The following is a 22,509-nucleotide window of genomic DNA, read 5'->3' on the forward strand; positions in this document are numbered from 1 at the left end:
GTCTCGGTGCGCGCGCTGACGCTGTGTGGTGGATTGGTTACGGCACGGTTTTCTCGATCGCCGCCGGGCCGAGCTCGTCGAGCTCCCGCTGGGCGCGGCGGACGTTGGCCGGCGTCGGGTCGCGCCCCTCCGCCTGGGCGAGGTCCTCCGCGGTCCACTCCTGGTCCGCGCCGGTGCGGGCATTGTGCACGCCGACCGCGTCCACCGTGCGGGCCGCGGCCGGTATCCCGGAGATGATCGGTGCGTTGTCGTCCATGCCCTCCTCCGTACCCCCGCCGGGCCGGGCTAAGCCCACCCTAGCCACACCGCGGGACACTGTCGGACCGCCACAGGGCTTACCGCGATGCCGCATGAGCCGCTCAGTGTCGATGTACGCTGCGGCGATGGAACCGAGCGGGATCTCCAAGGCCATGCCGGCCAAGGTTCCAGCGGGCCGAGACGAGGTGACCCCTACCCGGGATAACCCGGAGCCGCGCGGGCCGAAAGTCAGGGTTTTCTGGCAGGACTCCCGGATGGCTGGACCGCATCGACGTACAGAAAACTGAGCGCTATGCGCTTTCCCCCCGTTCAGCCTGTGCTGGCGGTCGTCGCGGCGGCTGGCCTGGCGTTGACCGGTGGATGCTCGTGGACTTCGACGAAGCCTCCGGCCGCTGGCGGTACGGCCGCGGTCGCCGCGTCGGCGGCCGCCGGTACGTCCCCGGCGGCCCTGGCCGCCGGCGGTAGCGTCCATCTGACCGACTACACCGACAACGACGGGCCCACGTCCACCGTGATCCTCACCGGCGCCGTCGGTGATTACGGGAAGGCGCAGAGCATCAACCCCGACGGCTCGGTCAACCCCGAGCACAACAGCCAGCTCAACCTGATGCTCACTCATGGCTCGTTCCGGCTGGACATCGCGGACCTCGACAAGAAGTTCGTCACCGTCCTGGGCAAGCTCGCGGTCAACACCACGACCTGCTCGGGTACGGCGAGCGTGAGCGAGCCCGTCCCGGTCGTGACGGGCTCAGGAACCGGCGCGTACCAGGGGATCAGAGGAACCTTCAACCTCACCATCACCCTGGACGAGGTATACAAACCACCGGCCTGCATGGAGAACGGCGGCGCGTACCTCTCGCAAAGCATCGTCATGACCGGAACCGGCACCGTCTCATTCGGCTGAACCTCGGCCAGGTGCTCTACGGTGTGCGGCGTGACCCGCGACCGGTGGATGCTCGGCGACCTGCACGTGGCGACCCTGGTGTGGGAGGACGGCGATTTCCCCTGGGCGTACGGCCGGATCGAGCCGTCCCCGGCGTTCGCCGGCATCGAACGATGCTTCGTGCCGTCGGCCTCGGGCGACCGGTGGCTCGACGACGAGGCCTTGGCCGGCGCCGGCCACCCGCCGTCGTCGTCACGCCTGGTCGGCGAGGACGACGCCGACGCCGACGCGGTCTACCTGCACACCCTGGTGCTCCGCGACCGCGGCGCGGCGTCGTGGCGGTGCGGCCCGGAGCCGCTCGACCTCGACCCGGGCTGAGCGCCGGCGATACGGTGATTCGTGCGGCGGAGCGTCAGCTGCTGGACGCGTTCGAGCGCTGACGCAGCGCGCCGTGCAGGAACAGGTCGACGAGATCGGCGACGCCGATCGGGTCGGACCCGGTCGGGGCGAAGCGTCCGCGGCTGAACAAGATGCCGAGGAACACGTCGGTCGCCGTGCCGACTGGCAGGCGCAGCCGGTCGGACTCGGGGTGGAACAGTTCGGCGACGGCCTCCTTCGTCTCGGCCTGGGACGCGTCGCGGGACGCCGAGCGGCCGGGCGTGCCTTCGTCCTCGACCGGCGGGCGGCGCCGGTGGTGGCCCGACGCGTGCAGGGCACCGATCACGGCCCCCATACGGCCGAGGTGGGCGGATAGCGCGTCGGCGGCCTCCACCAGCCGGTCGGCGAGGGGCTGGTCGAGGGAGATCGATCGAAGCTCGCGCAGCACGTTCGTCGGGTCCAAGGCTCGCTCGATGCACGCCTGCAGCAGCTCGTCCTTGTCGGCGAACACCCGGAAGACGGTCGCCTCGCCGATGCCGGCGGCCCGGGCGATCTGCGCCGTGGTGACCGCGCTGCCGTGCTCGGCGACGAGGGGGAGCGCCGACTGCAGGATCATCTCGCGGCGCTGTTCGGTGGTCATGCCCGGCGCGCGGCGTCGGGGCGGCGTGAGGTCGGTCATGCCTCGACGGTACGGAGTGAGTATTCACTCCGTCAACTGGGTTGCGGGAGGACCGCGGTGGACCTCCCGTCGTCGCGGTACCTCAGGCCTTGGGGGCCTCGAACACCAGCATTGCGTCGGACGGGGGAGCGCCGTACAGCTCGACCACGGTGTCCTCGTCGAAGCGCGACTCGTCGGCGACGTTGACGAAGTCGCGGATCGCGGTGCCGGTGCAGTACGTGTCGGCCAGCGGCGCGCCGCGCCGGGCGAGCACGTCGGGCACGTGCACGGTGCGGAAGTCGATGCTGTAGCGGGCCAGCCCGGAGGTGTTCGGGGTCGAGCGGTGCAGGTGCGCGCCGGAGAAGAGCAGCACCTGGCCGGGCGCGGGCAGTGCGATGAGCTCGTTGGGCGGGTTGTGGTCGTATGCGCCCGGGCGCACCTGGGCCTCCTGCTTCACCGACTGCGCGGTGGTGAGCCGGCCGACGTTGTTGCGGTAGTAGTCGAAGTCGCCCGAGTTGTTCTGTACCGGGGCGTTGAACCGGTCCAGGTCGAAGGACATCGCGTTGGTCTCGCGCACCGGGAACACCGGCAGCCACCAGTTCAGCTGCTGGTTGGGGGCGGAGTACCATACGTCGCGGTGCCAGGGGAAGGCGAACGCGACGCCGGTGTTGAGGTGTCCGATCGGGAACGAGGTGCGCGGCTTCGGCACGTCGAAGTGCGTCTCGGCGGCCTTGAAGCCCGCCTCCTCGATGATGTTGCGCACCAGCGTCTTGGACCGCTCGTTGTGGATGAAGCGCGGCTTCCACGGGCCGAGCAGCTTGGCCATCTCCTCGGGCTCGATGTGCTCGTGGGCGTGCTCCGGGTCGTGCGGCGCGAAGAGTTCGGTGAGCTGCTCGCGGGCGTGCTCGACGAACGCGGCGACGGAGGGCAGCTTCGTCAGCACGAGCAGGTGGCCGTCGTAGAGCTTCTGGCGGAGCTCGTCCCCGGAAACCGGTGGGTCCACGTAGACAGCCATGAAGCAACCTCCCAGAAAGACGACGAGCAGAGCCTAGGGACTCGGATGTTGCCGCGGTACCCCGACACTGTCGGCAACCCGTCGCTGACTGTGGATTTCGGCTGTACGGGCAGCCCCGGCCCCGGTCGAACGGACAAGGTTTCCGTCCGGCAAGCGAATGTTTGACAGAAGGCCGATATCGACGTACAACTCTGTGAGAGCGCTCTCACAGCGTCCGCCCGGACCGGCCGCCACCGGTCCGGGCGGGCGAACCCGCCCTCAGAGAGGTTCCTACATGCAGAAGATCCGACGACGCGTGCTCGGTGCATGCGTCGCCCTCGGTGCGCTCGTGCTCGGCCTGGCGGTCGAGTACGGCGCCGACGCCTCCGTCCCCGCCACCCCGGCCGGCTGGAGCCTGGTCTGGAGCGACGACTTCAACGGGGCCGCCAACTCCGCGGTGAACAGCTCGAACTGGCTGTACGACCTCGGCACGTCCTACCCCGGCGGGGCCGGCCAGTGGGGCACCGGCGAGATCGAGACGATGACGAACAGCACCGCCAACGTCTACCAGGACGGCGCCGGCAACCTCGCCATCAAGCCGATCCGCGCCGCCAACGGCACCTGGACGTCGGGGCGCATCGAGACCCAGCGCACCGACTTCCGGCCCCCGACCGGCGGCAAGCTGCGCATCGAGAGCCGCCTGCAGATGCCCAACGTGACCGGCGCCGCGGCGCAGGGTTACTGGCCGGCGTTCTGGGCGCTCGGCGCGCCGTTCCGGGGCAACTACACCAACTGGCCCAGCGTCGGCGAGATCGACATCATGGAGAACGTCAACGGCGCCAACACCGTCTGGGGCACCCTGCACTGCGGCGTCTCGCCGGGCGGGCCGTGCAACGAGACCAGCGGCATCGGCGGCAACCGGGCCTGCCCCGGCTCGACCTGCCAGGCGGCGTTCCACACCTACGCGGTGGAGTGGGACCAGAGCGTCTCGCCGCAGCAGATCCGCTGGTACGTCGACGGGCAGCAGTACCACCAGGTGAGCCAGAACCAGGTCGACGCCACCACCTGGGCCAACGCCACCAACCACGGGTACTTCATCATCCTCAACGTCGCCATCGGCGGCGGCTGGCCGGGCGGCCCGACCGGCTCGACGGCCTCGGGCGTGCCGATGCTCGTCGACTACGTCGCGGTGTACAGCAGCACCGGCGGCGGCACGACCACGCCCCCGCCGACGACGACGCCCCCGCCGACCGGTGGCGGCGGCACCGCCTACGGCACGATCCAGGCCGAGGCCTACAACGCCCAGTCGGGCACGCAGGTCGAGACCTGCAGCGAGGGCGGCCAGGACGTCGCCTATATCGGCAACGGCGACTGGCTGCAGTACAACAACGTCGACTTCGGCAGCAGCGCGGCGCACCAGTTCTCCGCCCGGGTCGCCTCCGGCGCGGCGGCCGGGGTGAGCGGCCTGGTCGAGGTGCGTCTCGACAGCCGCAGCAACGCGCCGATCGGCAGCTTCGCCGTCGCCAACACCGGCGGCTGGCAGACGTGGAAGACGATCCCGGCCAACATCTCGGCCGTGACCGGGGTCCACACGGTGTACCTCACGTTCAGCAGCGGCCAGCCGGCCGACTTCGTCAACGTCAACTGGTTCACGTTCGCACACTGACCCGCACGACCGCCGGGCGCTCGGGGGCAGCCACCCCCGAGCGCCCGGTCTCAGCGCCGGTAGCGCGGCCCGCGGCTCGCCGCGTGCATCCCGGCGGGGCTGCTGGGCAGCCCGTCGAGCAGGGTCTCCAGGCGCTTGACCATCGGATCGTCCGCGTCGGCGTCGTAGTCGTCCGGGCGGGTCCGGTCACGGCCGGCGGGCACCCGCAGCACGCGCAGGACGACGGTGCCGAACACGGCGACGGCCAGGTTGACCAGCAGCGCCACGACGCCGACGTACACCGGGATCCCGTCGACCGTCGTGATCGATCCGCCGAAGTGCGCCTTGACCACGACCCCGCCGGCGCCGAGCTGCGCGATGTCGTAAAGCTGCGCGACCCCGACGCCCAGCCCGGCGCCGAGGCCGGCGATCAGCGCCCAGCGGTGGAACCAGTTCGTCACCAGCCCGATGAAGGCGGCCGGGATCGTCTGCAGGATGATGACGCCGCCGATGAGCTGCATGTCGACCGAGAACGCCGGGTCGAGCAGCAGGATGCAGCCGACCGCGCCGACCTTGACGACCAGCGAGGTCCAGCGGCTGACCCGCGCCTCCTCGGCCGGCGACGCGGCCGGGCGCAGGTAGGCGCGGTAGATCGACCGCGTGAACGCGTTCGCGGCGGCGATCGACATCACCGCGGCCGGGATGAGCGCCGCGATCCCGAACGCCGCCAGGGCGATCCCGGCCGACCACGGCGGGAACAGGCCCTGGAACATCTGCGGCATGATCGTGTTGAGGTCCCGGCCGATCGGCTGGATGCCCTGGGAGAGCGCGAAGAACCCGAGCATCGCCATGAGCCCCAGCGCGAGGCAGTAGATCGGCATCGCGGCGGCGTTGCGCTGTACCGTCGCCCGGTCCTTGGCGGCGAGCATCGTGGTCAGCGCGTGCGGGTACGCGAAGATGGACAGCGCCGAGCCGACGACGAGGGTGACGTACGCGGCCTGGCTGGAGCCGCCGCCCAGCAGCAGCCCGTCGGTCTTCGACGGGGTCGCCGCGAAGTGCTCGCCGGCCTTGCGGAACGTCTCGCCCCAGCCGCCGGACATGGCCACGACCAGCAGTGCGGCGACGACGACCCAGCCGAGCAGCACGTCCTTGGCGATGGACAGCAGCGCCGGCGCCCGCAGGCCGGAGCGAAACGTGCTCAGCGACACGATGGTGACCGCGGCCAGCAGCGGCCACTCGCCGGCCATGCCGGCGGTCCGCAGGACCGCCTGCAGCGAGGCGAGCTGGACGGCGATGTACGGCATGGTGGCGACGATGCCGGTCAGCGCGACGGCCCCGCCGAGGCCGCGGGAGCCGAACCTGGCGGCGGTGAACTCGCCCGGTGTCAGGAACCCGTGCCGGTGCGCCACCGACCAGGCCCGCGTGGTGAAGACGAACGACAGCGGCGTGACGATGGTCGCGAACGGCACGGCGAAGAAGCCCATCGCCCCGACGCCGTAGGTCAGCGCCGGCACGGCGACGAACGTGTACGCGCTGTACATGCTCCCGCCCAGCAGGAACCAGGTGGTCCAGTTGCCGAACGCGCGGCCCCCGACGCCCCACTCCTCGAGCGTGTGGATGTCCTGCGGCCGCCGCCAGCGGGCGGCGCCGATGCCGAGCAGCAGCATGGCGCCCATCAGCGCGGCGAAGACCGCGGTCTCGACCCCGCCGCCGGTCACCGGCCGAGCCCCCGCCGGGGTCGGTTGGCGAGGTGCACGGCGGAGACGATCGCGATCGCGAGGAAGATGCAGGCCATCTGGTACCAGTAGAAGAACGGGACGCCCCACAGCATCGGGGTGGCGCGGTCGTACAGGGGTGTCAGCAGCGGCGCGACCGTCGGGATGGCCAGCAGCCAGTAGCCGGAGCGGGCGCGACGAGCGGGCGGTGTCATCGAATCCTCCTCCTTGCACGGTTCGACCCCGATCCGGCATGGATCGGCGCCCTGCGATGATACTGGCGAGTAGCTTGTACGCAGCGTCTCGATTCGGTAGCGGAAAATATCCGGAACGAACGAGTCCCGGATCACCGCTCATGCGCGCGCGGTTGGGCGGCGCGTCTCCGCGCTGCAAGCTTCGTGTCGATGCCCATCAATCTTGGCTCTCTACGCTCCGGTCACCCCGTTTCACCCCGATACGAGGACGACCAAGGAGTACCCGTGAGGTTGTGGCGGTACATCATGACGGTTCTGCTGGCCGGGGCGGTCCTGACCGTCCCGGCTCAGGTCGCGCAGGCGGCGGTTACGGACGCCGACCTGGCCTATCGCTGGGCGCCCGTGCACTACCAGGACACCGCGAGCACCTACCGTGCCGACTACCTCGCACCCGTCGACTACGACGGTGACTGGAACACGCTCAACAACTGGAACAACCTCGACGCGTTCGCATCCGGCCTGACCGGGACCGTCTACTACTCGGTCGTGGAGACCGGCACCCACTGGTTCATCGGATTCCTTCCGTGGAGACCCCCGCCTTCAGGCGGGGGAGGAAACGGACCCCCTGCGGAGCAGGACAGAGATAGCCGATCCGCCGCCATGGCGGATCGGCGTCTGCCGGCGTGTCACCGCAAGGTTCACAAAATAGATCGGCCAAGATGTGTGGCATGTCCAGGACGGTGAAGCGGGCGTTCAAGTACCGCTGCTACCCGACCGACGTGCAGGCCGCTGAGCTGGCGCGGACGTTCGGGTGTGTCCGGAAGGTCTACAACCTGGCATTGGCCGCCCGCACCGAGGCGTGGACGTTGCGGCGGGAGCGGGTCGGCTACAACACGACCTCGGCGATGCTGACCGCGTGGAAGCAGACCGAGGAGCTGGCGTTCCTCAACGAGGTCTCGTCCGTGCCGTTGCAGCAGGCCCTGCGGCACCTGCAGGCGGGGTTTGCGAACTTCTTCGCCGGCCGTGCCCGGTACCCGAGTTTCAAGTCGAAGAAGAGGTCTCGGCGGTCGGCGGAGTACACGACCAGTGCGTTCCGGTTCCGTGGCGGCAGGCTCACGTTGGCGAAGATGGCCGGGCCGCTGGACATCGTGTGGTCCCGGCCGCTGCCGGAGGGTGCGTCGCCGTCGACGGTGACCGTGTCGCAGGACGCGGCCGGGCGCTGGTTCGTGTCCCTGCTCTGCGAAGATCTGATCCCCGACGCCCCGGCAGCGGCTGCTGCGGTCGGGGTCGACGCCGGGCTGGACAGCCTGCTCACCCTCTCCACCGGGGAGAAGGTCGTCAACCTGCGGCACGGGCGTGCCGACCGGGCGCGACTGGTCCGCGCGCAGCGGGCGTTGTCCCGCAAGGAGAAGGACTCGAACAACCGGGTGAAGGCCCGGGTCAAGGTCGCCCGCGTCCATGCCCGGATCGCCGACCGGCGCCGCGACCACCTGCACAAGCTGACTACTCGGCTCGTTCGTGACAACCAAACGATCGTGATCGAGGACCTGACCGTACGGAACATGGTCAAGAATCGCACGCTGGCCCGTGCCATCTCGGATGCGGCGTGGCGGCAGTTCCGGACCATGCTGGAGTACAAGGCCACCTGGTACGGCCGTGAGGTGATCGCGGTCGACCGCTGGTACCCGTCCTCCAAACGCTGTTCGGCCTGCGGCGCGCTGGCCGAGCACATGCCGCTGCACGTGCGGACGTGGACGTGCCGGTGCGGCACCGTCCACGACCGGGACGTGAACGCGGCACGCAACCTTCTGGCCGCCGGGCTGGCGGTGTCTGCCTGTGGAGCTGGTGTAAGACCTCAACGGGAGTCCTCCCGGACGGGGCGACCGGCGGTGAAGCAGGAAACCCCTGGGGTGACCCAGGCAATCCCCTCCCTTTAGGGAGGGGAGGATGTCAACGTCTACGCCTACTACCACGCCCGCGACTACAAGACGTTCTTCCCGCACGAGAACGACATGGAGGGGGTGCTGCTCACGGTCCGCAAGGACAGCGGCACCGGCACCCTGGAGGCGATGGTCACGCTCGCCCACGACAACTTCTACTCCTACGTGCCGGCCGGTAGCACCTACACCAACGGGCGGGAGAACATCGACGGCACGGTGCTGATGCAGTCCTGGGACGGCGCGGCGCACCCGACCACATACCAGGAGTCCAAGGGCCACGGCTGCTACAACTGGTCCGGCGGCTCGTTCCCCGGCGGCGACGGCGTCGTCTACTACCCCAGCCGTGGCGCGGGTACCCTTCCCACCGGCCCCAACGACCGCAACGCGCGGTACCGCCTGGTCGACATCTTCGGCCCGGGCGGGCTGTGGGAGCGGCGCGGCAGCAACCCGCCGTTCGCGAGCTATGGCGCGTTCGCCGGTGACGACTGGCAGGCCAACGCCGCACACGCGCCATGGGCCTGGGACGACATGAACGACGGCAGCGACCTGCAGGCCGGCGTCCTCGCCACCGACCCGGCGTACCTGGTGTCGCGCTACTTCGCGAACATCGGCGCGTTCAGCCTGACCTACACCCGCAACCAGTACCGCGCCTGACCCGCTCGCCGGGCGGCGGGAGCCGCCCGGCCGCAGCGTGGCCACTACTCGCCGGCGACTGACCTCCGGCGACGTGAAACGAGCAGCAGGATGCCACCGGCGGCGATCGCCACCGCTCCCAGCAGCAGCACGACGATCAGGTTGGATCCGGTGACGGGAAGCCCGGAGCCGGGCTCGGAGGACTGGGACGGCGCCGGTGCCGACGGCGAGGGCGAGGGCGCCGCGTCGATGACCAGGGTCACGTCGACCGTGGCGCTCGACGCGGTGCCGGTCGCCTTGACCGTGAACGTGAAACTGCCCGCCTTCTCGGGGCTGCCGGTGAGCGCGCCGCCCGGGGCGAGGGTGAGTCCGTCGGGCAGGTCGCCGGCGGTCACGCTGAACTGGATGTTGGAGTCACCGGACGCGGTGAACGTGAACGAGTACGCCGAGCCGACCGCGCCCCGCGGCGGCGCGCCGGAGGTGATGGCCGTGGCCGGAGCCGCGATGACGACCGTGACCTCCTGTTCGGCGTAGAAGCCGTTGGCGTCGCTCATGCGGATGCCGAAGGTGTAGCTGCCGGGCGTGGTCGGGGTGCCCGAGAATTTCCCGCTCGACGACAGTGCCATGCCGACCGGCAGCGAGCCCGATCGCAGCGAGAGTGAGTACGGGGCGGTGCCGCCCGTGGCGGTGAACGTGTGCGTCGGGTACTGCTGCCCGGTGTACCACGGTGAGGTCGGGGTGCCCGAGGTGATCGTGATCGCCGGCGCGACCACCACGACCGTGACCTGCTGTTCGGCGTAGAAGCCGTCGGCGTCGCTCATGCGGATGCCGAAGGTGTAGCTGCCGGGCGTGGTCGGTGTGCCCGAGAATCTTCCGCTCGACGACAGTGCCATGCCGACCGGCAGCGAGCCCGATCGCAGCGAGAGTGAGTACGGGGCGGTGCCGCCCGTGGCGGTGAACGTGTGCGTCGGGTAAGGCTCGTAGGCGGTGACCGGGGACGCCGGTGAACCGGACGTGATGGTGATGGTCGCGGCGGCCGCCGGCCGCGCCGTGCCGAACAGCAGCACCATGAGCACCGACAGGATCAGGATCGGCCGCAACGTCTTCATCGGATTCCTTCCGTGGAGACCCCCGTCTTCAGGCGGGGGAGGAAACGGAACCCCTGCGGAGCAGGGCAGAGATAGCCGATTCGCCGCCAGGGCGGATCGGCGTCTACCGGCGTGTCACCGCAAGGTTCACAAAATAGATCGGCCAGTATGTGAGGCGTGTTCAGGACGGTGAAGCGGGCGTTCAAGTACCGCTGCTACCCGACCGGCGCGCAGGCCGCCGAGCTGGCGCGGACGTTCGGGTGTGTCCGGAAGGTCTACAACCTGGCATTGGCCGCCCGCACCGAGGCGTGGGCGCTGCGGCGGGAACGGGTCGGCTACAACGCGACCTCGGCGATGCTGACCGCGTGGAAGCAGACCGAGGAACTCGCGTTCCTCAACGACGTCTCCTCCGTGCCGTTGCAGCAGGCCCTGCGGCACCTGCAGGCCGGGTTTGCGAACTTCTTCGCCGGCCGGGCCCGCTACCCGAGCTTCAAGTCGAAGAAGAAGTCCCGGCGGTCGGCGGAGTACACCACCAGCGCGTTCCGGTTCCGTGACGGCAGGCTCACCTTGGCGAAGATGGCCGAGCCGCTGGACATCGTGTGGTCCCGGCCGCTGCCGGAGGGGGCTTCGCCGTCGACGGTGACCGTGTCGCAGGACGCGGCCGGGCGCTGGTTCGTGTCCCTGCTCTGCGACGACATGATCCCCGACGCCCCGGCAGTGGACACCGCTGTCGGGGTCGACGCCGGGCTGGACAGCCTGCTCACCCTCTCCACCGGGGAGAAGATCCCCAACCTGCGGCACGAGCGCGCCGACCGGGCGCGGCTGGCCCGCGCGCAACGGAACCTGGCCCGCAAGGAGAAGGACTCCAACAACCGGGCGAAGGCCCGGGTCAAGGTCGCCCGCGTCCATGCCCGGATCGCCGACCGGCGGCGCGACCACCTGCACAAGCTGAGCACTCGGCTCGTTCGTGACAACCAAACGATCGTGATCGAGGACCTGACCGTACGGAACATGGTCAAGAATCGCACGCTGGCCCGTGCCATCTCGGACGCGGCGTGGCGGCAGTTCCGGACCATGCTGGAGTACAAAGCCACCTGGTACGGCCGCGAGGTGATCGCGGTCGACCGCTGGTACCCGTCCTCCAAACTCTGCTCCGCCTGCGGCGCGCTGGCCGAACAGATGCCGCTGCACGTGCGGAAGTGGACGTGCCGGTGCGGCACCGTCCACGACCGCGATGTGAACGCGGCACGCAACCTTCTGGCCGCCGGGCTGGCGGTGTCTGCCTGTGGAGCTGGTGTAAGACCTCAACGGGAGTCCTCCCGGACGGGGCAGTCAGCGGTGAAGCAGGAAACCCCTGGGGTGACCCAGGGAATCCGCTCCCTTTAGGGAGGGGAGGATGTCAATCGGTGTCCGCCAGCGCATCGCGCAGTGCCGCGCGCGAGGTGATGCCCAGCTTCGGGAAGATCTGGTAGAGATGGGTACCGATGGTTCGGGGTGAGAGGAACAGCCGTTCGCCGATCTGCTTGTTGGTGAGGCCGGCGGCCGCGAGTTCGGCGATCTCCCGCTGCTGCGGCGTCAGCGCGGCCGAACCGGCCGGGGGCAGACGGTCGACCGTCAGGCCGGTCGCGCGCAGCTCGGCAGCCGCACGTGCCGCCCACGGGCGGGCGCCCAACCGGTTGAACGTGTCCAGAGCGGCCGTCAGCTGGTCGCGAGCCCGGGTCGTGGCTTTGCCCCGCCGCAGCCGTTCGCCGTAGGCGAGAGCGATCCGAGCGCGCTCGAACGGCCAGCGCTCGCCGCCCGCGACGGCGAGGGCCGAGTCGAACAGGGCCGGCGCCTGCTCCTCGGTCGCGATCAGCGCGGCTGCCGCATCGACGGTCATTGCCAGCCGTGCGGACACCCCCGCCACGCCGCAGGCGCGGGCCGCTGAGACGTGCGCCGCCGCCTCGGCGATCCGCCCGGTACGCACCGCGGCCTCCACGACGTCCATGATCACCCAGAGCGCGTGCGGCACGTGAGCGGCCAGCTCGCCGACGGGGGCGATCGTCGTTGCCTGCCGGTACGCCTCCTCGAACTCCCCGCGGCCGAGCGCGGCCATCAGCTTCGCCTGGGCGGCGATGCGCAGGACGAGGCCGGCACGGCGCGGTGTCGCCCACATCGTCATCCGGTCGGTCAGCTGCTTGACGGTGTCGCGCTCGCCGCGCGCGGCGGCCACCATCGCCAGCAGGTACAGTCCCACGCATTCCAGCAGCCGGTAGTCGTGCGTCCGGCACAGTGCGACGTGTTCCTCGGCAAGTGGCAGCAGATCTTCCCACTCCCCGGTCATCAGCTGGTCCAGCCCGAGCAGCGAGCGGGCGTGCAGTGACAGGGTGACCGCCGCACCGCGGTCGTCGCCCAGGATTTCGGACAGCGCGGTACGGCAGAACGTGAGCCGGTCGACGAACATCGCGGAAAGGCCGACCCGGATGCTCCACACCGCGTCCGCCTCCGCGGCGAGGCCGGCGATCGCCGTGTCGATCCGGCCGAGCAGCGCCGCCGCGGTGCGCGCCGGGTCGTCGAACGTGCCGGCCAGCAGCGCGAGCAGTTCGGGTACTCCAGGTGCGAGCCGGGCGAGTGCGGCGTGGAACGGCTGCCACAACTCGGCCCGTCCCCCGAAGTAGCACACCCAGCCTAGGGTGTAGAACGCCTCGACCAGCGTGGGGTTGCCGCCGTCGTACGGGGCCGGCTGCATCTCGATGGCGCCGGCCAGCAGGCGGTGGGCGGTGTCGATGTCGCCCTCGCCGCTGAGCAGCAGGTGATGGGCGGCGGCGACGGCGGAGACCAGCGGCCGGTTCCGCTCGCGTTCGCCCAGGCGGGCGTCGGCGAGCAGGCGCGGGACGTCCCGCAGGTCGCCGGTCACGACCGCGCCGAGGTACGCCGCTTCGGCGAGCCGGCGGCTGCGATCGGCACCGACCGGGCTGAGGTCGGCGGCTCGCAGCAGCGCGGTGACCGAGCCGGCGGCGTCGCCACGGCTGCGGATCGCGTAGGCGGCGTCCTCGAGCCGGCGGGCCACCGCTTCGTTCGTCCCGACGGTCGCCTGGGCCAGGTGCCAGGCGGCCCGTTCCGGGCGGTCCGCCAACCGCTCGGCAAGGTCGGCATGCGCACGCATACGTTCGTCCACCGTGGACAGATCAACCACGGCCGACCTGGTCAGCGGGTGATGGAACGCGAGGCTGCCGGCACCCTCGTCAACGTGGACCAGACCCGCCCGCTCGGCCGGAGCCAGGGCCGCGAGGCCCGCGTCGCCGGCGGTCAGGGTGCTCAGCCTGCCGGTGCCGTCCAACGCCGCCAGCAGCAGCAACCGCCGGGTCGGCGCGGGCAGGCCGCTCACCCGCGACTCGAACGCCGCCTGAAGACGGCGGTTCAGCGGAAGTACCTCGGGCAGCGATCCCAGCCCGGATTTCTGGCGGTCGGTGAGCGCCAGCGGAAGCTCCAGCAGCGCGAGCGGGTTGCCCTGCGCCGCATCGAGCAGGCGCCGCCGGACCCGGGGAACGAGCGCCGGAAACCGCTGGACGACCAGTGTCGTGGCGGCCCGATCGTCAAGCGGCCGAATCTCATGGACGGGCAAGCCCGCCCGGTCGAAGAAGCTCTCCTCCCCGGATCGGTAGGCGGCCAGCAGCCCGACCCGAGCCGGCATGCGACGGGCGACGATGGCCAGCGCCAGGGCGCTGGCGCGATCCAGCCAGTGCAGATCGTCGACCATCAGCAGCACGGGAGCGGTCGCCGCCACCCGTTCGAGCAGCGCCAGCGTCGCATTGGCGATCATCAACAGGCTGGGCGGGGAACCGGCGCGGATCCCCAGCGCGACGTCGAGCGCCCGCCGGTGGGTCGCGCTCAACCCGCCGAGATCCTCGACCAACGGATGCAGCGCCTGGTGCAGGGCCGAGAAGCTGTGCGCCGCCTCGAACTGCGTGCCCGAGACCGCCAGAAACCGCGTCCGCGCCGCCTCGGCGTACCCGGATGCCGCCCCCAGCAACGCCGTCTTGCCGACACCGGGCTCGCCCACGAGCAACAAGGTGCCACCCGCCCGCCCGGCCCGGTCAACGAACGCGCGCAGCACCACCAGATCGTCGTCACGGCCGACGAGATCAACGTCGCCGGCACTCCCGACTAGCGTCAAGGTCCGCCCTCGCGGCAATTAGGGCCGGTGCGCAGCACGCGCACTCGGGCGTCAGGGCTTGCGGGCCACCCCGCCGTACAGTGCGGCCTGGGCGTCGGTGAACTGCGAATCGTGCTCGGGGCGCCAGCGCAGGATCGACACCACGCCCGGGTCGACCAGTTCCAGCCCGGTGAAGAACCGGGCGACCTCGGACTGGTTGCGCAGCCGCGAGGTGATGCCCTGGCGGCGCATGATCTCCACGAACCGGGCCCAGCTCTGCGGGTCGAAGTCCGCAGTGGTGTGCGACAGCACCAGGTAGCTGCCGCTGGGCAGTGCGGCCATGAGTCGCTCGACGACGCCGTAGGGGTCGTCTTCGTCGTCCAGGAAGTGCAGGATCGCGAAGAGCAGCAACGCGACCGGCTGGTCGAGATCCAGGTTGTCGCGCAGCTCGGGTGCGGCCAGGATGCTGTCGACGTCTTGGAGGTTGGCGTCGACGTAGGCGGTGCGCCCTTGCGGTGTGCTGGTCAGCAGCGCCCGTGCGTGGGTCAGCACGATGGGATCGTTGTCCGCGTAGACGATTCGCGCCGACGGGTCGACCGCCTGGGCGACCTCGTGCACGTTGGGCGACGTCGGCAGCCCCGTGCCGATGTCGAGGAACTGCCGGATCCCGGCCTCGGCCGCCAGGAACCTGACCGTCCGGCGCAGGAACGCCCGGTTCTGCAACGGTGCCGTGGCCGCGTTCGGGTTGACCTTGAGCCCTTCCGCCGCCGCGGCCCGGTCGGCGGCGAAGTTGTCCTTGCCGCCGAGCAGGACGTCGTAGACCCGCGCGGGGTGTGGCCGGTCAGTGTCGAAGGGCGCGGCCATTGATCCTCCATGCGGTATCCACAATGTCCACCACAGCATAGGGCTCGCTCAGACCGTACCGCCCGCCCGGTCAGCGTCGGTTGAGCGGGAATTCGGCCTGCAGGCGGGTGCCCTTGCCGGCCGGGCTGTCGAGGGTGAGCGTGCCGCCCACGGCCTCGACGCGGTCGCTCAGCCCGGTGAGGCCTGTGCCGCGCTTCGGGTCCGCGCCACCGACGCCGTCGTCGCGGACCGACAGGTACAGGTAGCCACCCCGGGCCTGCACGCAGACGTGGACGAGCGGGGCCTGGGCGTATTTGGCGGCGTTCGTCAGCGCCTCCGCCACCACGTAGTACGCCGCGACCTCGACCGGTTCCGGCTGCCGGCCGTCCACGTGTACGTCGAGCTCCACCGGGACGCCGGAGCGGCGGGCCAGCGCACGGAGCGCGGGTCGCAGGCCGCCGTCGGTGAGGATCGCCGGATGCACGCCGCGCGAGAGTTCGCGCACGTCGTCGACCGTGCCGTTCAGCCCGGCCACGACGGCGGACAGCTGCTGCCGAAGCTGGGTCAGCTCCGGCGGCACGTCCGCCTCGGCCCGGCGGACGTCCAGGACCAGCGAGATGAGTCTTTGCTGGACGCCATCGTGCAGGTCGCGTTCGAGCTGCCGGCGGGTGTGGTCGGTGGCGAGCACGAGCCGGGCCCTCGACGCGACGAGGTTGGCGCTCTGCACGAGCGTGACCGCCTGGCGGATGAGCAGCAGTGCGATGACCACGGTCTCGATGACGATCTCGACGGTGTCCAGCGGGATGCCCTGGACGCGCTGCACGATGAACAGCAGGAGCATCCCGGCGACCGGCACGTAGGGCAGCAACAGCTGGCCCCGGCGTGCGTCCTGGCGTCTCGCCAGGCCCGGCGTCTCCCGGGCCGGGGCCAGCGCGGCGACCGCGACGAGCGCGAGCCCGGCGACGAACCCGGCATAGGCCGGCGACGGGATGCTGTGCGCGCCCTCGGACACCCGGTACGCGAAAACGCTGTCCGAGACCGCCAGGCACAACAGCCCGGCTCCGAGAATGATCAGCTGTGACCGGTTCGCCGTCGACGAGGCCGCGGCGATGAGCAGGATGACGATGACGGCCAGCAACAGATCGGTGAGCGGGTAGGCGATCGCGACCGAATAGGCCAGCGGGGTGGCCGCACCGGCACGCACCACCGGCCCGAGCGTGGTGGCCCAGCTGAGCACGAACAACGCACCCACGACAATGACCCCGTCGAGGACCAGCACCAGCTGACCCGGGCGGTGCCGCGGCATGCCCTGCGCGGGCCGGTCGGCGGCCAGGGAGATGATCGCCACGAGCGCGAACACCGGCATGGTCAGATATCCGGCGTCCGCGAGCGACGGGCTCGGCAGCCCGACGTTGCGGAACAGCTGGTACCAGGACCAGAAGAACTGTCCGATCATCCAGCCGCATGTCGCGGCGCCCATCCACACCCGCCACCGCCGCTGCCCGCCGGTATGGCGCCCGGCCGTCATCCAGCAGGCGAGGGTCGCGGCGAGCGCGGTAAAGAACTGCGTGGCGTCGTAGACGAACAGCGACGACCACGGGCTCAGCAGCCCCGAGCTGCCCAGACCGACGACAGCGGCCACCACCATGGCGGCGATGGCGAGAAGGGACGACAAGGGTCTGCCTGACAAATGGGCCAATCCTGACCGAACGCGATCAGAACCACACGTTAGCTACGCTACCCTTCCTTGCTTCCCGTCGCTGATCAGCGCCGGGCCGGGGCGGCGGGCCGGCCAGCAGCAGCTCGGCGAGCACCGAGGCTCGGACCGTGGCCGCGGCGGTTCCACATACCGTGATCTATACCAGCCGTCCGCCATTCCGGGGGTGTCGCGCGGCGCAGGGCGGGTAACCAGGACGTATGCACGACATCGAGGAGCTGCTGGACGACGTGTACGCCGGGCGGGAACGGGTCAGCCGCAGCGAGATCTACCGCCGCGCCGTCGCCTTGGACCTGCCCGCGGAGGTCGTCACCGCGCTGGAGGCGCTGCCGGAGGGTGAGTACGCGCAGGAGGAGGCCGCCGAGGCGCTCGTGCAGCTCAACGGGCGGGCGATCCTGGGCACCGGGGTGCCGGCGGGCGAGCTCTCCGACGCGGACCTGGGCCGCGAGCTGCGGCACCTGCACAAGACCCGGGACGACGCGTTCCATCACGCCTCGGCGCAGGCGCTGGAGCATCACGACGAGCGCACCGCGGAGCTGGAGGGCGAGTACCTGCGCCGCTTTCCCGACCGCGAGGTGGATCCGCGCCGCCTGCGGGCCGGGGCGCGTGCTCAATCAAACGCTTGAAGGCACCCGGCGATGAGGAGCGCGGCCGGGTGGCCGAGCGGATCCTGCGGGCGATCGGCAGCCTCAGCGCGCAGCCGCCGGGTAGCATGACGCCGGTGATCGACCTCGACCGCTATCCCGAGCTCGACCCGGACGACCTGCCCGGCCCGGCGTCCACGCGGCGCAGGCCCGGCGCGCGGATGCTCGTCGTGGCCGCCCTGGCGCTGCTGGCGGCCGCCCCCGCCGCCCCGCCGCGGGCGATCTCGCTCGCTCGCGCCATGCCGACCCGGTCGATCTGCCGGGGCGACGTGCACATGCAGCGGATGGTCATCCTCGGCGACGGCACCGCGCTCCCCGGTCCGGTCACGGTGTTCAGGGAAGAGGCCTGCGCACCGGGTGACATCGGACGAGTGGTGGTGTTCGCCGGACCTTAAAGGGTCATTATTTCTGCATTCGGTATCGAATCATCGGACGAAATCATTGACAAGTGCATCGACGTCGGCCAAATTCTGAGGCAGACCCGCAGGTGCGATCGGCGCGCTCCTGTTCCGCGCCGAAAGGAACCTCATGAGTCTCACACGACGTCAGGTGCTCGCATCCGGGCTGGCCGCCACCGGCCTCGGGGCCGTCGGTTACCTCACCGTCGGCACGGCCGAGGCGGCCAGCGCCCCGGGCGACGTGGTAGGCAAGATCAGCGTCGGCTACCAGGGCTGGTTCGCCTGCCCCGGCGACGGCGCGCCGATCAACTCGTGGTGGCACTGGAGCCGCAACGGCGGCCAGCCCCCGTCCGCGAGCAACACCACGATCGTCTCGTGGCCGGACATGCGCGAGTTCACCAAGGGCTACACGACCGCCTACGCCAACCTCGGCAACGGCCAGCCCGCGCGCCTGTTCTCCTCCTACGACCAGCAGACCGTGGACACCCACTTCAAGTGGATGCGCGACTACGGCTGCGACACCGCCGCGCTGCAGCGCTTCAACCCGTTCGGGGGCGAGGGCCCGACCCGCGACGCGATGGCGGTGAAGGTCCGCAGCGCGGCCGAGACGTACGGCCGCAAGTTCTACATCATGTACGACGTCACCGGCTGGACGAACATGCAGTCGGAGCTCAAGACCGACTGGACGAACAAGATGTCGGCTTACACCGCTTCCCCGGCGTACGCCCGGCAGAACGGAAAGCCGGTCGTGTGCATCTGGGGCTTCGGGTTCAACGACTCGGGAAGGCCGTTCGCGCCGGGCCCGTGCCTGGACGTCGTGAACTGGTTCAAGGCCCAGGGCTGCTACGTCATCGGTGGCGTGCCGACCTGGTGGCGCACCGGCGTCAACGACTCCCGCCCCGGGTTCCTCGACGTGTACCACGCCTTCAACATGATCTCCCCGTGGATGGTCGGCCGGACCGGCGACATCGCCGGCCTGGACTCCTACTACAACAACGTCAACGTCGGCGACCAGGCCGACTGCAACGCCCGCGGCATCGACTACCAGCCCTGCGTGATGCCCGGCGACCTGTCCGCGGGCGCCCGCGCGCACGGCGACTTCTACTGGCGCCACATCTACAACATGACCAGGCTGGGCGCCCAGGGCCTGTACGTGTCGATGTTCGACGAGTTCAACGAGGGCAACCAGATCGCGAAGACCGCCGAGAACGCGTCGATGCAGCCGACCGACTTCGGTCACCCCGCGCTGGACGCCGACGGTGTGGCCTGCTCGTCGGACTACTACCTGCGCATCACCGCCGACGGGGGCAGAATGTTCAAGGGCCAGGCGGCCCTGACCGCGACCCGCCCCACCCAGCCCGTCGTCGGCGGCACGACCACCCCGCCCCCGACCGGCGCGGTGGCGCTGCGTTCGCGCGCGAACAACCTGTTCGTCTCGGCACGCGACGCCGGCGCCTCGGCGCTGCAGGCCACCGCCTCGGTGGTCGCCGCGTGGGAGCAGTTCGACCAGATCGACCTGGGCGGCGGCAACATCGCGCTGCGGGCGCGGGTCAACGGCCGGTACGTCTGCGCCGAGAACGCGGGCGCCGCGCCGCTGATCGCCAACCGCACCGCCGTCGGCCCGTGGGAGACCTTCAGGCTCGTCCGCAACGCCGACGGAACGGTGAGCCTGCTGGCCACGGTCAACAACCGGTACGTGTGCGCGGATAACGCGGGCGCCGCGCCGCTGATCGCCAACCGCACCGCGATCGGGCAGTGGGAGCAGTTCGACCTCGTCACCGCCTGATCCCGCACGGCCGGACGTGGGCGGCGCCGTTCGTCATGATCACGGAGTGGACACGTACAAAGGAGCAACGCGTCCACTCCGTGATCTGTGAAAACGGCGCGCACCGCGGCGGCGGGCAGCGGGCGCGGGCCCGGCATGGGATGATCCTCGGCCATGGCCTCTGTGTGGCGCGTGGCATTCCAGCAGAAGAACGACGCCCGCGACAAGCTGATCGCCGCGGCCAAGTCCACGCTCACGCAGACCCTCGCGGGCATGGCCCGATGACCCGGCGCCGCGCACTGCTGACCACCGCGGGCCTGCTGGCCCTCCTAGCGCTGTGCGCGGGCGCCGCGGTGCTCACCGACGTCGTGCACTACGCGACCGGCCGCCGGGGCACCGTCACCGTCGGGTCGTGCGCGTTCGACGCCGGCCCCCACCGCCCCCGGTACGAATGCATCGGCACCTTCGAGTCCAGCGACGGCACGATCCGCCGCGAGGCCGTCCACTTCGTCCAGACCTACGACGAGGACTCGGGCGCCCGGGTCCCGGCCACTCTCAACGGCGCCACGGTCAACGAGGTCAGCCCGGCCGGCACCGCCACCGGCAGCGCCGTCGCCGCGGCCTCCCTCGCCGGCGTGGTCGCCCTGCTTCTGCTGCGCCGGCGGCTGCCGAGGCCCTGACCTGCCCTGACCTGCCCAGGGCGGCTCGTGACTGTCGTGAATGCGGCACGATACGGCCTGTAACCCGGTGGCGCGCCGGCGCGTGTGGTTCGCATCGGGCCGGACGGATGCCGGCCGCCGTCACGAGGGGGAGGAACGGTGTGAACACGTTGCGCACCGAGGCCAGGGATGCGTCACCTCCGGTGGGTCAGGACATCGACGAGTTCTACGCGATCCATGTGCACGGCCTGACGCTGCAGCTCTACGCCTACACCGGCGACCTGGCCGCGGCCCAGGACCTGGTGCAGGAGGCGTTCTGCCGGGCGCTGCCGCGCTGGCACCGGATCCGCACGTACGACGACCCGGCCGCCTGGGTGCGCCGGGTCGCCTGGAACCTCGCGACCAGCCGGTGGCGGCGCGCGCGGGCGGCGACGGACTTCCTGCGCCGCCAGCGCGAGGAGCACGTCGCCGGACCGGGCCCGGACCGGGTGGCGCTCGCCGCGGCGCTGGCGAAGCTGCCGCCCAACCAGCGCAAGGCGGTGGTGCTGCACCACCTTGCCGATCTGACGGTCACCGAGATCGCCTCGCAGCTCGGCGCCGCGGAGGGCACGGTGCGCGTCTGGCTGCACCGCGGCCGCGCCGCGCTCGCCGCCGAGCTCACCGACGCACGGGAGGACAACCATGGCTGACGACCACGACCGGCTGCTCGACGCGGCCTTCGCCGACTTCACCGCCGCCACCGCGCCCCACGTCAAGCCCGCCGGCATGGATCCGGTGCGCGCCACGGTGCGCCACCGCCGTACCGTCCGCATCACCGCGGCATCGTTCATCGCGGTGATCGCGGTCATCGCCCCGGTGGCGGCGTTCGCCGCGCGCGACCACGGCGACAGCGGCCCGCCCGTGCCCGGCGGCTCGTCCCCGGCCGCGATCGGCTCGGCGTCGCCCCCGGCCGGGCCGTCGAGCGCGCCGCCGTCGGACACGCCGTCGGCGCAGGAGTCGAGCGCCCCGCAGACCCAGTCCCCGCCGTCCGTCGCGGCCGGCGCCCCGCCGAACAGGTCCGTGCCGGTCGACTGCGCGCACCCGACCGGCGGCGGCCCGGTGAGCATGGCGGACCTGTGCAACGGCACGTTTGACATGCCCGCGTCGGACCACAACGGCAACTGCCCGGACGGCCCCGCCACGTTCAAGGCCGGGACCAGTGGTTACACCAAGCTGGTCCGGGTCGTGCAGACCGACGTCGACCACGACGGCCAGGCGGAGACCGTCGCGCTGTACAACTGCGGCGGCAGCGACCCGGGCACGCAGGCCGTGGTCGTCTTCACCCGCACCGGCGGCAGCATCCGGGCGCTCGGCGACTTCGCCACGTACGGCGAGGCCCCCGGCGCGATCTCCTGGGTGTCCGACCTCGGCGCCGGCAACGCGGGCGACGTCTGGCTGCACGTGGGCAACCTGAAGGGCAGCGACGGCGCCTCCTTCGTGGAGGAGGTCCAGCAGTGGCGCGGCTACCGCTGGGACGGCCGGGCCTTCGTCCAGTACGCGGGCTCGACGTCGTTCACCACGCCGGACCGCGGCGTCACGGTGACGAACGCGACGATGCGCCTGCTGCCGGCCTCGGGCGGCGTGCGCCCGGTCACCCTGACGGTGACCGTCCACAACGGCGGCGGCGCCACCGTCGCCGACGTCACCGTGACGGTGTTCGCCAACTTCGAGCTGACGGCGCCGAAAGGCGACTGCCCGGTCGTCACCGTGGAGTACAGCGATGCGAAGGCCAACCGCTGCTCGGCCGGCTCCCTGGCCGCGGGCGCGACGAAGACCTTCACGCTGCGCTACGAGCTGGAGGAATCCCAGGCCGGCGGCCTGGCCGGCAACGGGTCGCCGGGCGCCGGTTTCGTGCTGCTACGCCTCGGCGACCAGCAGGCGGCGAAGAAGACCATCCCCTCCGCCACCGCGTGACGATGAGCG

The 22,509-nt window shown here is 70.9% G+C and carries 22 protein-coding genes; 13 read left to right on the forward strand and 9 right to left on the reverse strand.

Annotated elements, in window-relative coordinates:
• Nucleotides 1-37 precede the first annotated feature (37 nt).
• Nucleotides 38-256, reverse strand: a complete 219-nt coding sequence (locus ACGFI8_RS18410; RefSeq protein WP_392806266.1) for a hypothetical protein — start codon at nucleotides 254-256, stop codon at nucleotides 38-40.
• Nucleotides 257-550: 294 nt separating this feature from the next.
• Between ACGFI8_RS18410 and ACGFI8_RS18415 the strand changes: the two genes are divergently transcribed.
• Together ACGFI8_RS18415 and ACGFI8_RS18420 are read left to right on the forward strand one after the other, a co-directional pair.
• Nucleotides 551-1,162 (forward strand): hypothetical protein, encoded by a 612-nt coding sequence (locus ACGFI8_RS18415; RefSeq protein WP_392806268.1) that lies wholly within the window; start codon nucleotides 551-553, stop codon nucleotides 1,160-1,162.
• 30 nt (nucleotides 1,163-1,192) lie between these two features.
• The gene (locus ACGFI8_RS18420) at nucleotides 1,193-1,519 is read left to right on the forward strand and encodes a hypothetical protein (protein ID WP_392806270.1); all 327 of its coding nucleotides are present in this window, start codon (nucleotides 1,193-1,195) and stop codon (nucleotides 1,517-1,519) included.
• A 34-nt stretch (nucleotides 1,520-1,553) separates the two neighbouring features.
• Here the strand turns inward: ACGFI8_RS18420 and ACGFI8_RS18425 are convergent, their stop codons facing one another.
• Entirely contained in the window at nucleotides 1,554-2,198 is a 645-nt protein-coding gene (locus ACGFI8_RS18425; protein WP_392806272.1) for a TetR/AcrR family transcriptional regulator, read from the reverse strand.
• An 82-nt stretch (nucleotides 2,199-2,280) separates the two neighbouring features.
• Nucleotides 2,281-3,192, reverse strand: coding sequence for a hypothetical protein (locus ACGFI8_RS18430; RefSeq protein ID WP_392806274.1), 912 nt, complete (start codon nucleotides 3,190-3,192; stop codon nucleotides 2,281-2,283).
• A gap of 274 nt (nucleotides 3,193-3,466) precedes the next feature.
• On the opposite strand from ACGFI8_RS18430, the gene ACGFI8_RS18435 reads away from it, so the two are divergent.
• Nucleotides 3,467-4,837: a carbohydrate-binding protein gene (locus ACGFI8_RS18435; protein WP_392806276.1), complete on the forward strand. Its 1,371-nt coding sequence runs from the start codon at nucleotides 3,467-3,469 to the stop codon at nucleotides 4,835-4,837.
• Between the two features lie 50 nt (nucleotides 4,838-4,887).
• Here the strand turns inward: ACGFI8_RS18435 and ACGFI8_RS18440 are convergent, their stop codons facing one another.
• Nucleotides 4,888-6,492 (reverse strand): sodium:solute symporter, encoded by a 1,605-nt coding sequence (locus tag ACGFI8_RS18440; protein WP_392806404.1) that lies wholly within the window; start codon nucleotides 6,490-6,492, stop codon nucleotides 4,888-4,890.
• A gap of 38 nt (nucleotides 6,493-6,530) precedes the next feature.
• Nucleotides 6,531-6,746 carry a DUF3311 domain-containing protein gene (locus ACGFI8_RS18445; RefSeq protein WP_392806278.1) on the reverse strand — a complete coding sequence of 72 codons (216 nt, stop codon included), beginning with the start codon at nucleotides 6,744-6,746 and terminating at the stop codon, nucleotides 6,531-6,533.
• Between the two features lie 264 nt (nucleotides 6,747-7,010).
• On the opposite strand from ACGFI8_RS18445, the gene ACGFI8_RS18450 reads away from it, so the two are divergent.
• From ACGFI8_RS18450 to ACGFI8_RS18460, 3 genes are all read left to right on the forward strand, one after another.
• Entirely contained in the window at nucleotides 7,011-7,469 is a 459-nt protein-coding gene (locus ACGFI8_RS18450) for a hypothetical protein (RefSeq protein ID WP_392806279.1), read from the forward strand.
• On the forward strand, nucleotides 7,454-8,662 hold the full coding sequence (locus tag ACGFI8_RS18455; protein WP_392806281.1) for an RNA-guided endonuclease InsQ/TnpB family protein: 1,209 nt from the start codon (nucleotides 7,454-7,456) through the stop codon (nucleotides 8,660-8,662). The genes ACGFI8_RS18450 and ACGFI8_RS18455 overlap by 16 nt, the downstream gene beginning before the upstream one ends.
• Before the next feature lie 75 nt (nucleotides 8,663-8,737).
• On the forward strand, nucleotides 8,738-9,319 hold the full coding sequence (locus tag ACGFI8_RS18460; RefSeq protein ID WP_392806283.1) for a hypothetical protein: 582 nt from the start codon (nucleotides 8,738-8,740) through the stop codon (nucleotides 9,317-9,319).
• A 44-nt stretch (nucleotides 9,320-9,363) separates the two neighbouring features.
• On the opposite strand, the gene ACGFI8_RS18465 is transcribed toward ACGFI8_RS18460, so the two are convergent.
• The gene (locus ACGFI8_RS18465) at nucleotides 9,364-10,407 is read right to left on the reverse strand and encodes a putative Ig domain-containing protein (RefSeq protein WP_392806285.1); all 1,044 of its coding nucleotides are present in this window, start codon (nucleotides 10,405-10,407) and stop codon (nucleotides 9,364-9,366) included.
• A 156-nt stretch (nucleotides 10,408-10,563) separates the two neighbouring features.
• Between ACGFI8_RS18465 and ACGFI8_RS18470 the strand changes: the two genes are divergently transcribed.
• Nucleotides 10,564-11,772 (forward strand): RNA-guided endonuclease InsQ/TnpB family protein, encoded by a 1,209-nt coding sequence (locus tag ACGFI8_RS18470; protein ID WP_392806287.1) that lies wholly within the window; start codon nucleotides 10,564-10,566, stop codon nucleotides 11,770-11,772.
• A 13-nt stretch (nucleotides 11,773-11,785) separates the two neighbouring features.
• Here the strand turns inward: ACGFI8_RS18470 and ACGFI8_RS18475 are convergent, their stop codons facing one another.
• The 3 genes from ACGFI8_RS18475 to ACGFI8_RS18485 all read right to left on the reverse strand — a co-directional run bounded on the left by ACGFI8_RS18475 (nucleotide 11,786) and on the right by ACGFI8_RS18485 (nucleotide 17,039).
• Nucleotides 11,786-14,542, reverse strand: coding sequence for an AAA family ATPase (locus tag ACGFI8_RS18475; RefSeq protein ID WP_392806289.1), 2,757 nt, complete (start codon nucleotides 14,540-14,542; stop codon nucleotides 11,786-11,788).
• A gap of 51 nt (nucleotides 14,543-14,593) precedes the next feature.
• Nucleotides 14,594-15,385, reverse strand: a complete 792-nt coding sequence (locus ACGFI8_RS18480) for an SAM-dependent methyltransferase (protein WP_392806291.1) — start codon at nucleotides 15,383-15,385, stop codon at nucleotides 14,594-14,596.
• 70 nt (nucleotides 15,386-15,455) lie between these two features.
• Nucleotides 15,456-17,039, reverse strand: coding sequence for a sensor histidine kinase (locus tag ACGFI8_RS18485; protein WP_392806293.1), 1,584 nt, complete (start codon nucleotides 17,037-17,039; stop codon nucleotides 15,456-15,458).
• Between the two features lie 242 nt (nucleotides 17,040-17,281).
• Between ACGFI8_RS18485 and ACGFI8_RS18490 the strand changes: the two genes are divergently transcribed.
• From ACGFI8_RS18490 to ACGFI8_RS18515, 6 genes are all read left to right on the forward strand, one after another.
• Complete coding sequence (locus tag ACGFI8_RS18490) at nucleotides 17,282-17,707, forward strand: DUF6158 family protein (protein WP_392806295.1); 426 nt, start codon at nucleotides 17,282-17,284, stop codon at nucleotides 17,705-17,707.
• Nucleotides 17,704-18,120 carry a hypothetical protein gene (locus ACGFI8_RS18495; RefSeq protein WP_392806297.1) on the forward strand — a complete coding sequence of 139 codons (417 nt, stop codon included), beginning with the start codon at nucleotides 17,704-17,706 and terminating at the stop codon, nucleotides 18,118-18,120. The genes ACGFI8_RS18490 and ACGFI8_RS18495 overlap by 4 nt, the downstream gene beginning before the upstream one ends.
• A gap of 133 nt (nucleotides 18,121-18,253) precedes the next feature.
• A complete protein-coding gene (locus ACGFI8_RS18500; RefSeq protein ID WP_392806299.1) occupies nucleotides 18,254-19,909 on the forward strand; it encodes a lectin in 1,656 nt (551 codons plus the stop codon).
• Between the two features lie 260 nt (nucleotides 19,910-20,169).
• Complete coding sequence (locus ACGFI8_RS18505) at nucleotides 20,170-20,568, forward strand: hypothetical protein (protein ID WP_392806301.1); 399 nt, start codon at nucleotides 20,170-20,172, stop codon at nucleotides 20,566-20,568.
• Between the two features lie 140 nt (nucleotides 20,569-20,708).
• Nucleotides 20,709-21,236 carry a SigE family RNA polymerase sigma factor gene (locus tag ACGFI8_RS18510; RefSeq protein WP_392806304.1) on the forward strand — a complete coding sequence of 176 codons (528 nt, stop codon included), beginning with the start codon at nucleotides 20,709-20,711 and terminating at the stop codon, nucleotides 21,234-21,236.
• Complete coding sequence (locus ACGFI8_RS18515) at nucleotides 21,229-22,500, forward strand: hypothetical protein (RefSeq protein WP_392806306.1); 1,272 nt, start codon at nucleotides 21,229-21,231, stop codon at nucleotides 22,498-22,500. The genes ACGFI8_RS18510 and ACGFI8_RS18515 overlap by 8 nt, the downstream gene beginning before the upstream one ends.
• The last annotated feature ends 9 nt before the right edge of the window (nucleotides 22,501-22,509 follow it).

This window comes from Dactylosporangium sp. NPDC048998 (assembly GCF_043197855.1).
In the GTDB taxonomy this organism is placed as follows: Bacteria; Actinomycetota; Actinomycetes; order Mycobacteriales; family Micromonosporaceae; genus Dactylosporangium.